Source organism: Streptomyces sp. NPDC048473 (assembly GCF_043200155.1).
Taxonomy (GTDB): domain Bacteria; phylum Actinomycetota; class Actinomycetes; order Streptomycetales; family Streptomycetaceae; genus Streptomyces.
In genome coordinates, this window is the sequence record NZ_JBICXE010000112.1 from 1 (window position 1) to 9,068 (window position 9,068).

9 protein-coding genes and 1 pseudogene are annotated in these 9,068 nt (G+C 67.7%); 6 read left to right on the forward strand and 4 right to left on the reverse strand.

From position 1 onward, the window contains the following. Positions 1-119: 119 nt before the first annotated feature. Positions 120-962, reverse strand: coding sequence for an IS5 family transposase (locus ACGFU7_RS46890; protein WP_393704825.1), 843 nt, complete (start codon positions 960-962; stop codon positions 120-122). 173 nt (positions 963-1,135) lie between these two features. Here ACGFU7_RS46890 and ACGFU7_RS46895 point away from each other — a divergent pair. Beyond that, positions 1,136-1,783 (forward strand): annotated as a pseudogene (locus tag ACGFU7_RS46895) (STAS domain-containing protein); the annotation flags it as partial. On the opposite strand, the gene ACGFU7_RS46900 reads toward ACGFU7_RS46895, so the two are convergent. Next, on the reverse strand, positions 1,769-2,722 hold the full coding sequence (locus ACGFU7_RS46900) for an NADP-dependent oxidoreductase (protein ID WP_393704841.1): 954 nt from the start codon (positions 2,720-2,722) through the stop codon (positions 1,769-1,771). The pseudogene ACGFU7_RS46895 and the gene ACGFU7_RS46900 overlap by 15 nt on opposite strands. A 117-nt stretch (positions 2,723-2,839) precedes the next feature. Between ACGFU7_RS46900 and ACGFU7_RS46905 the strand changes: the two genes are divergently transcribed. Both ACGFU7_RS46905 and ACGFU7_RS46910 read left to right on the forward strand, forming a co-directional pair. After that, positions 2,840-3,799: a GlxA family transcriptional regulator gene (locus ACGFU7_RS46905; RefSeq protein WP_393704827.1), complete on the forward strand. Its 960-nt coding sequence runs from the start codon at positions 2,840-2,842 to the stop codon at positions 3,797-3,799. 161 nt (positions 3,800-3,960) lie between these two features. Continuing rightward, positions 3,961-4,161 (forward strand): hypothetical protein, encoded by a 201-nt coding sequence (locus tag ACGFU7_RS46910; protein WP_393704829.1) that lies wholly within the window; start codon positions 3,961-3,963, stop codon positions 4,159-4,161. Between the two features lie 307 nt (positions 4,162-4,468). On the opposite strand, the gene ACGFU7_RS46915 is transcribed toward ACGFU7_RS46910, so the two are convergent. Beyond that, a complete protein-coding gene (locus tag ACGFU7_RS46915) occupies positions 4,469-4,945 on the reverse strand; it encodes a nuclear transport factor 2 family protein (RefSeq protein WP_393704831.1) in 477 nt (158 codons plus the stop codon). 314 nt (positions 4,946-5,259) lie between these two features. Between ACGFU7_RS46915 and ACGFU7_RS46920 the strand changes: the two genes are divergently transcribed. Then, positions 5,260-6,054 carry a GPP34 family phosphoprotein gene (locus tag ACGFU7_RS46920; protein ID WP_393704833.1) on the forward strand — a complete coding sequence of 265 codons (795 nt, stop codon included), beginning with the start codon at positions 5,260-5,262 and terminating at the stop codon, positions 6,052-6,054. Between the two features lie 136 nt (positions 6,055-6,190). Then, complete coding sequence (locus ACGFU7_RS46925) at positions 6,191-6,913, forward strand: hypothetical protein (RefSeq protein WP_393704835.1); 723 nt, start codon at positions 6,191-6,193, stop codon at positions 6,911-6,913. A 110-nt stretch (positions 6,914-7,023) separates the two neighbouring features. Here ACGFU7_RS46925 and ACGFU7_RS46930 read toward each other — a convergent pair whose 3' ends face one another. After that, complete coding sequence (locus tag ACGFU7_RS46930; protein WP_393704837.1) at positions 7,024-7,308, reverse strand: SMI1/KNR4 family protein; 285 nt, start codon at positions 7,306-7,308, stop codon at positions 7,024-7,026. A 314-nt stretch (positions 7,309-7,622) separates the two neighbouring features. Between ACGFU7_RS46930 and ACGFU7_RS46935 the strand changes: the two genes are divergently transcribed. Beyond that, a complete protein-coding gene (locus tag ACGFU7_RS46935) occupies positions 7,623-8,828 on the forward strand; it encodes an ISAs1 family transposase (protein WP_393704839.1) in 1,206 nt (401 codons plus the stop codon). Positions 8,829-9,068: the final 240 nt, after the last annotated feature.

The following is a 9,068-nucleotide window of genomic DNA, read 5'->3' on the forward strand; positions in this document are numbered from 1 at the left end:
GAACTGGCCATCGTCCGCGATACCGCCCGCTGATCACCCACCAGCCGAGCTGCCAGGCCAGCACGCCCGAAGCTCAATTTCCCCCGAGACCGTAAGAGGTCACACGAGTAGGCGTGTGCTCATGGGCGGCGGTTCGGGCGTTCGTCCCAGCGGTGGGTCGTCCATGCCCGGCGGATCAGCCTACGCACGGTGATGATGTTGTCGGCGAGGTCGAAGAAGGCGTCGATGACGCCGGCACGGCGTTCGTAGCAGCGGGCGAGTCGGTGGAAGGTGTTCTGCCAGGCGCGGGTGCGTTCGATGTGCCAACGCTGGCTGGCCTGGATCGGTGCCTTCTCGCCCTTGTGTGCGATGTGGCCGTGCAGGCCGCGTTCGTCGAGCAGGGCGCGGGTCTTGTCCGAGTCGTAGCCGGCGTCCAGGTGCACGGTGATGTCGTCGGGCAGCGGTCCCAGGTCGCGCAGGCGGTCCAAGGTCGGGGCGAGCAGCGGGGAGTCGTGACGGTTCGCTCCAGCCGGCACGCGACCCGGCGGGATTCCATAGCCATCCGTCATGCCCGAGCGTTTCATGCCCTGTTTGCCGCGATCGATCGGTGAACGTCCTGCGACCTCACCGCCGCCGGGGGCTTTGGTGATGGAGCCGTCGACGGCGATCTGGTCGAGGACGAGGCCGACGATCCGGTCATAGGACTCCAGTGCGATCTGCTTGAGCTTGGCGAAGACGCCGAGCCGGATCCACTCGTCGCGACGGTTGCGGATCGTGGTGGCCGAGCAGGTCGTATCGGCGACCGCCTGGTAGGAGCAGCTGAATCGCAGGAGCTGGAGCACCTTGTCGAAGACGACCCGGTCGCTGATACGTGGGCGGTGGCAGCCCAGCGGATGGGGCACCGCGTAGGTCGACCGTTCGGGCAGCAGGGCCGCGAATTGGCCCCAGAGTGGTTCGGTCAGCCATGACGGCAGGACAGGCACAGATCTCCCCGGTGATCACAGAGCGTCGCAACTCCATGATCGACAGGACCTGTGCCTGTTTGCTACCGGGGTATCACCGCGCCAGTCCGCGCGACCTCTTAGCTTGATCTTTAACCTGTGCGGCGTGGACGTGGGGTCGTTGATTTCTTTGTCCGTCGCTTCGCGGGGTCCGGATCGTGTTCGCGACTGCTCCGGTGGTGGCGAAGATTCCCCTCGCTGCTCTTGCGGGGGCTCCTGCCGGCCACTGCGATCCGTATGGTCGAGGTCGGCGCGCTGCGCGCGATGGTCAAGGTCACCCGTTCCGACGCGGTCGTGCTTGTGATGACCGCGATCGCCACCCTCACTCTCGACCTGTCTACGCGGTGATCATCGGCTTGGTGGTGACGGGCGCTCCGGCCCTGCGTGCGGTGGCGAAGCAAGCCCGGCCGGATCAGGTTTCGTTCCGGCCGGACCTGCCCGGTGAGCACAGCGACGAGGAGCACGCGCTGCCGGCCGAGCACATCGTCGCGTACCGGATCGACGGACCGCTGTTCTTCGCCGGCGCGCACCGCTTCCTGCTGGAGCTGAGCGAGGTCGCAGACGTGCGGGTCGTCATCCTGCGGATGTCACGTGTCTCGACCATGGACCCACGTCGCGCCCGGCGACCGCGTCGTCGTCTGCTGGATGCCACCCTGCGCTGCCCTCGCCTCCTGCAAGCAGGGCGAGGGCCACCTGTGCATGTCCGGCCACGCCGGCCTCGCCGCGCCGAACGGGTGTGGCGGTGCGCATTGGCGACCACCTCGCAGCGGTACACCACGCCAGAGGGATCACATCTCTGCTGATGCGGGCTCCGTCACGACCAGCACGATCTTCCCCGAGGTCCGGTCGGTCTCGCCGAGGGCGTGGGCCTTGGGCGCTTCGGCGAGGGGAAACGTGGCCTCGACATGGGCGTGGAGGGAGCCGGACTCGACGAGGTCGGCGATCGCGTTCATGCCGGCGTGGTCGGCCTCGACAAGGAGAGTCTCGACACGGACGCCCGACTCGGCGGCCCGCCGTGCCTCGTCCGGGGAACCGCCGCTCAGGAGCGAGACGAGAATGCCGCCGGGACGCAGGACGTTCAGCGAGCGGGTGCGGGTCTCGCCTGCCAGGGGGTCCAGGACGACGTCGATGTTCTTGACGGCCTCGGCGAAGTCGACGCTGCGGTAGTCGATCATCTCGTCCGCGCCGAGTGCGCGGACGAAGTCGTGCTTGGGCGCGCTCGCGGTACCGATCACGTACGCCCCACGGGACTTGGCGATCTGGACTGCGAGGTGGCCGACGCCGCCTGCGGCCGCGTGGATGAGGACCCGCTGCCCGGGGCGTACGTCGGCGGTGTCGACGAGGGCCTGGTACGCGGTGAGGGCGGCAAGCGGGAGAGCCCCGGCCTGGACATGGTCGATGCCGGCCGGCTTGCGGGCGAAGGCGCGTGCCGGGGCGGTCACATACTCCGCGTGGGAGCCGACTCCGTACGGGTAGGGCAGCATGCCGAAGACCTCGTCGCCCGGCTTGAAAAGGGTGACGCCATAGCCGACGGCCTCGACGACTCCTGAGACGTCCCAGCCCAGGACGAGCGGAAGCCGGTCCAGGAAAAACCCGTTGGCCCGGTGCTTCCAGTCGGTGGGGTTGACGCCGGCCGCGTGGACCGCGACCAGGATCTGGCTCGGTCCCGGGACGGGTTTCGGCAGTCGCACTTCCTTGAGTACGTCCGGGGCTCCGTGGACGTCCTGGCTGATGGCGCGCATGGTTGCGGGGGCGGTGGTAGCCGTGCTGTCGGCTGTGCTCTGACTCATGCGTCCAGCTTCGCGGAGCCCGCTGTTCAGTACCATGGCATGATTGCCATCTTTCGACAGGATCCTGCCATGGGAAGCGTTCACCGTGTCGCCGTTCTGGCCCTGGACGGGGTGTACCCGTTCGAGCTGGGCATTCCGAGCCGGGTCTTCGGGGCTGCGGAGGGCCTGTACGAGGTCGTGACCTGCACCGTCGACGGCCGTCCAGTGCATACCAACTCCGATTTCTCCATCACTGTCGAGCACGGCCCCGAGGCTCTGCGCATGGCCGACACCGTGGTCATTCCACCGTTCGCCACCTCGCTCATCGCGCGGGAGGCGCCTGTGGCCGTCACGGCGGCTCTCGCCTCCATGGCGCCGGGCACGCGCATCGTGTCCATCTGCACGGGCGCCTTCGTCCTCGCTGCGGCCGGTCTGCTCGACGGACGGCCTGCCACCACGCACTGGGCGCTCGCCGACGTCTTCCGGGAGTGGTTTCCGCACATCGCGCTCGATCCGGATGTGCTGTTCATCGACGACGGCGATGTGCTGACCTCCGCGGGCGCCGCGTCCGGTGTCGATGTCTGCTTGCACGTCGTACGCAAGGACCACGGCAGCGAGGTGGCCAACCGGGTCGCTCGCAGCTGCGTCGTACCGCCGTGGCGGGACGGCGGGCAGGCGCAGTACATCGACCAGCCGGTGCCCGAGACCTCCTTGAACGGCACGGCCGCCACCCGCCAGTGGGCGCTGGAGAACCTTCACGAGCCCCTGAACCTGGCCGAGCTCGCCGGTCATGCGCGTATGAGCCTGCGTACGTTCGCCCGCCGCTTCAGCGAGGAGGTCGGCACGAGTCCGGGGCGGTGGATCATCCAGCAGCGGGTCGCCCGGGCACGGCATCTGCTCGAATCCACCGACCTGTTGGTGGACGACGTCGCCGCCCAGGTCGGCTTCGCGACGGGGACGTCGCTCCGCCAGCACCTGCACGCGGTCATCGGTGTATCGCCGCTCGCCTACCGGCGCACGTTCCGAAGAACCCCCGGAGAAATCCACTGAGCATCGCCGCAGGTCGTGCGCGGTATCGGGGCTTTTCCCGCGCCGCCCGGTGGGTGCTCCGGACGCCGGGCATCCGTCACCACAGGCGAGATGTGGATCACTCCAACTCCTCGTCGAAGACATTGCCGCGCTGACCCGGATCGCCCGCGAGCGTCACCCGGGTGTCCCGGTGGTTCTCATCGGGACACCCGGGTGACGCCGAGGTCGCCAGGCAGGCCGCCGAGGCGGGCATCGAGGATGCCGGGGTGTTCGCCGCCTTCAACGCCGTCTTCGCGCCCAACCGTACGGAGTCCGACTGGCTCAGCCGCGACGAGAAGCAGGCGGACACCGGACTGCCGCGCAATACGCCTATGAGCAGGTGAGCCGCGTCCGCGACGACCCGCACGCGCGTCTCGCTCCTCTGCGACGGCTCTCCGAAGGGCCGCAGGGGCGGGAATGTACACGTCTGTCGTACCGGCGTGCCGCCGCCGGCGCGTTCATGGAGTGCAGATCCGCCGGGGAGCCGGTGGTGGCGTGCGGTCGACGAACGGCTGTTGCCCGACGGCTGGAAGGCGTTGGACCCGGCCGTCGGCAGCGGAGGCCGCCCCTCGTCGCCGGGTGTCGCGGCATCCGGATCCTGCCCGACCGGTATCCCCTGGGGGACGATGTGTCTGAGGTCCTGGCCCGCGATCAGGACTCGGCGGAGCTGACGAGGCGTTCCGTCGGTCCGCCGAACGGCAGGACGAGGGTCCGTTGGGCCAAGAGCCAGGCGCCGCCGATCTTGCGGAAGGTGTCCTGGTAGTGGCCGACGTTCGCCGGGAGGCGGGGCGGCACCAGCGTGCTCTCGGTATACCCGTCGACGCGGTAGGTGGCGAAGTAGGTGGTCGCCGTGGCGGTGTCGGGTGATTCGACGGCGACCAGGATGTTCGTGCACATCCGCCGGGACAGACGGTCCGCCGGCCGGGAGCCGAAGTACTCACGCAGAGCCTCCCGGCCTTCGATACGCCGCTGGTCGTACGGCCATTCCCAGACCCCGTCGGGGGTGAAGAGGTCCGAGACCGTGCTCGGCTCACCGAGGTCGAGCCGACGGACGAGCTCCAAGATCAAACGTTCGCAGGCGCGTTCCGCGAGGAGACGCTCCATCGGGTCAAGATCGCTGGTTGTCATTTCCACTTCCTACCAGCCTCGTCAGCAGGCCCACGACTCCTTTTCGCTGCAACGCCGACAATCGGGGCCCCGACGCGTCCTGCCGTTGACACCCGGGCGAGCATCGCCTGCATCATCGCCGAGGTCACCAGCTCCGCGTCGCTGAGCTGCAGCGCGAAACCCTGGACAGGACGGGCAAACCCACGGCCCATCCCGGTGAACGTGCCCGGTCACAGCACCAGACGGCCTCCGAGGCGAGGCCGGTTGCGGAAGCTGACGCGGAGGGTCCTGAGGAGTACTCCCCTCTGCGGACGGCCGCGCCTACCCTGGCATGTATGACCACGGGGGATGAACTGCTCCTGCTCGCGATAGTCCCTGGCAGTCGGCGAATACGGATACGGGCCGAGGACCGGCTCCGGTTTGCCCTGCGGGCCGCGGAGTTGGCGGATCTGGGCCTGGCCGGACGGATCGCCGTCGGCCTCCGGCGGATCGAGGTGATCGACTCCCGGCGCGTGGAGGACCGCCGCCTGAGCAACGTCCTGCACAGTCTGGGCGCGACTGCTCCCCCGCCCGGCCGCAAGGACTGGCTGCGCCGGACACCGCGCTCCCTCACCATCGAGTACCTCTCCCGGCTTGAGGACCAGAAGGCGGTCCGGGTCCGCCGGTGGCGCGACCCCGGCGGCCGTACCCGCCACGACATTCTCTTCGTCGACCTGCCGCGACGCCGGGCGCTGCTGGCCCGTCTCGACGGCGTGGTCCGCTCCGGCTCCGCAATGTCCACCGGCGACCGCGACCTCATCCTCGCCGTCCTCGTCCAGACTGCGGGCCTGGCCCCTGCTGTCTACCCAGGCTTGCGGGGCATGGCCGATCGCCGCCGTCTGGCCGCCCTCACCGCAACCGTCAGGGCGGCCCCGGCCGCCGACGAGGAACTCGCTGCGGCGCTGACCGCCGGCGTCGACGCCCTCGCCCGCCAACTCCTCGGCGAGCTCAGCGACCTCTACGCCGACTTCACCACCGGCGGCCACAGTCTCGGCCACGACCTGGACCCGGGCAGTTGGTCCGAGGGAGGCGCGGGCGGCACCGGCCACCACGGCGGCGGACACGGGGACGGCAGCCACGGCGGCTGGTGACACCGACAGCCGCTGTGCACTCCCGCCGAACGACCAGGGATACCCTGCCCGTTGACACCGGTACGCACGGTCACACACGGGGTGAGCCTGATCAGAGTGCAGCACTGGACCGGACGAGAAGCCGAGCTTCTGAGCCTTGGCTTCCGTAGAAGCCAGTGGGAGTTCGCGCGGGATCCAGGAACTCGCTTGTCTGTTCCACCCGCTTGAGGAGTACAGGCGTACATGGCCGGCGCAGGGGAGAGATTTCGGTTGTGGCCAAGTGGCTCGGCGTGAACTGATCACGCCGGCGATGGACGGGGGTAGGACCGTATTGACCGATTTCAATCATGTCAGGGAGCCAATGAGGACAAAGCCTGCACATCCACGCAATGTGCTCAGATATCTCAAGGCCACCTCCATCTCCATGATCGTTGTGGGGCTGGGTGCTTTCGTTGCGATCATGGTGTTCGTTCTGCCGAACCACTCCGAAGTGACATCCGCGTTGAAGAGTCGCGGGGTCCGGATCCATGCGACCGTCACAGGATGCCGGCAGGCCCTCCACGACGAGAACGGTGGCGAGTTGCCTGTGACCTGCTGGGTGCGATTTACCCCATCCGGCGAGCACTCCGTTGAATCGGCTCTGGCATTTAAGACGCATCAGGTCAGGGACGGCTACGCCATGACCGTCGTGTATGACCCGAAGGACACGGGCACAGTCGCCCTTCCATCGGATCTCGGCTACTGGAACACGCTCGTCAGGAACACCTCCGATGTGCTTTTGCTGGTCATCTCAGCGGCTATGGTGCCTCTGGGAATCGCGGGTCTCGCTCTGCGGAGGCTTTTCGGGAAATTCGCGAAGCGATACGGAGAATTTCAATGAAATTCACCAGGTCGCCAAGGCTTCCGGCGAGTGAACTCTCGTCCGGACGAAGGTAAATAGATGCCGGGCGTGTCCGTGTAGTCCCACTCGGCATCATACGTCGAAGCGGCTCAGTAGTTGGATTCCTCGGGATCAGGGACGTACTCCTCCGGATTGGCCGAAATCTCGGCGATGGATCCTTCGAGCAGGTCTTCAAAACTGGCTGCGATGTAGCTCATTTCATCCGGATCATGTGTGTACGCAATGATCTGTCCCAGTGCTCCTCTGTTCGCAGGGGAGCAGTCCTGTATCAGAGTTCCTGCACCTTCGCCGAATTCGGCGAAGGGAAGCCGGCCATCATTGAACCAGCCTGCCTGGATACGAGGATCCCGTGGCTGCGGATCGAGATAGTCCATGTATCGGGGGCATTTCGTTTCATGGACTGTCGCCGTCCAGTCGCTTCCTCGACAGAGAGGAAAACGTAGCCGCTCACATATCCGGGCCTGGCGAACACCGGCATCCAGGCAGGTCCGCCGTTCGCCTCCAGCCATGCTGCCCGCAGCCCCGGGCGGCGTCGTTCTCGCGCTGAGGGTGGTTTTCCATCAGGCTGGGATAACTCGCCCCGGATGTCGGATAGTTCGCCAGAGGACTTGGACGTCCCAGCAAGCGGCACAGGCACGGCTTCCAGTGATCATCGGAGTGTCGAGTTCCCTGATCACACGAGAAGTCCGTGCCTGTCCCCGCAACTTCCTCGCTCCCCGCGTCTGTAGTCCACCTCGGCTCTGCCGACGCCATCACGGCCGCGGACATACCCACCCTGCTCCGCCACCTTGAGCGGGTTCCCGACCCGAGGGTCCGACATGGACGCCGTCACCCGCTGGCCTACGTCCTCGCCCTGGCCGCCCGCGCTGTCCTGGCCGGTGCACGCTCCCTGACCGCGATTGCCGAGTGGGCCGCCGACCTGCCCCGCGACCGGCTCGCCCGCACCGGCGCGCGCATCCTCGATCCCGAACCCGACCGCGCCTGCCGACCGCCGTCCGAGGCCACCTTCCGCCGCGTCCTCCAACGCCTGGACGGCGACGCCCTCGACACCGCCATCAGCTCCTACTTGCGCGAACGTGCCCAGCAGCAACCGGAGAAGAAAGAGCCGGAGAGGAATGGGCCGGTCCAGGTGGCCGTGGACGGCAAGACCCTGCGCGGCGCCGTCCGCCCCGACGGCAGCCGGGCCCACCTCATCTCCGCGCTGCGGATGGACGGGGTCGTCATCGCCCAGCGCGAAGTCCCGGCGAAGACCAACGAAATCACCGCGTTCAAGCCCCTGCTCGCCCCGCTCGACCTGGAAGGCCACGTCGTCACCTTCGACGCCCTGCTCACCCAGACCGACCTGGCACGCTTCCTCATCGAGGAGAGGAAAGCGCACTACATCGCCGTGCTGAAGGCGAACCACCCCGGCCTGCACCAGTTCGTCAGGGACCTGCCCTGGCGGGACGTCCCGCCAGGCCACCGCAGCCAGGACGCCTCCCGGGGCCGTGACGAGATCCGCCGCCTGAAGGCCGCCGCGGTGAACCGGCTGCCCTTCCCCCACGTGGCCCAGGCCCTGCAGATCGTCCGCCGCACCGTCCGGAACGGGAAGACCACGATCGACCGCGCCTACGCGCTCACCAGCCTCGACACCCTCCACAAACAGGCCGGACAACTCGCGGAGTGCGTGAGACGCCGCTGGTGGATCGAGAACAAAGAGCATCACGTCCGCGACGTCACGTTCGGAGAGGACGCCTCCCGCGCCCGCACCGGCACTGCACCGCGCGCCATGGCCGGCCTGCGCAACCTCGCCCTCGGCGTCCTCCGTCTCGACGGCTGGACCGACATCGCCCAAGGTCTCCGCCACCACGACCGCCGCCCCGACCTTCCCCTCGAAATCCTGGGCATCTCCTGACAGAGGCCCGTCAGCCAGGCAGGAACGGCATCACGACAACCGGACCGATCACGAGAACGATGGGACCCTGCACGGCGAGCACCGTGGCGACGACGGCCAGGACGGCCGCAGTCACCACGCATGTCCTGGCCGATCAGTCCTTTCCGCTAGGGCGCGTATCGGGTTGTGATCAATCTGCCGGATTCGGCTTCGTGGCGGGGTCTGATCAGGTAAATCTTCATGCGTGACGCGAGTGCAACT

Bases quoted from the DNA above. Each gene is read 5' to 3' on its own strand.
- ACGFU7_RS46915 (WP_393704831.1), bottom strand. From the start codon at position 4,945: ATGACAACCAGCGATCTTGACCCGATGGAGCGTCTCCTCGCGGAACGC.
- ACGFU7_RS46900 (WP_393704841.1), bottom strand. From the start codon at position 2,722: ATGCGCGCCATCAGCCAGGACGTCCACGGAGCCCCGGACGTACTCAAG.
- ACGFU7_RS46930 (WP_393704837.1), bottom strand. From the start codon at position 7,308: ATGGACTATCTCGATCCGCAGCCACGGGATCCTCGTATCCAGGCAGGC.
- ACGFU7_RS46905 (WP_393704827.1), top strand. From the start codon at position 2,840: ATGGGAAGCGTTCACCGTGTCGCCGTTCTGGCCCTGGACGGGGTGTAC.
- ACGFU7_RS46920 (WP_393704833.1), top strand. From the start codon at position 5,260: ATGACCACGGGGGATGAACTGCTCCTGCTCGCGATAGTCCCTGGCAGT.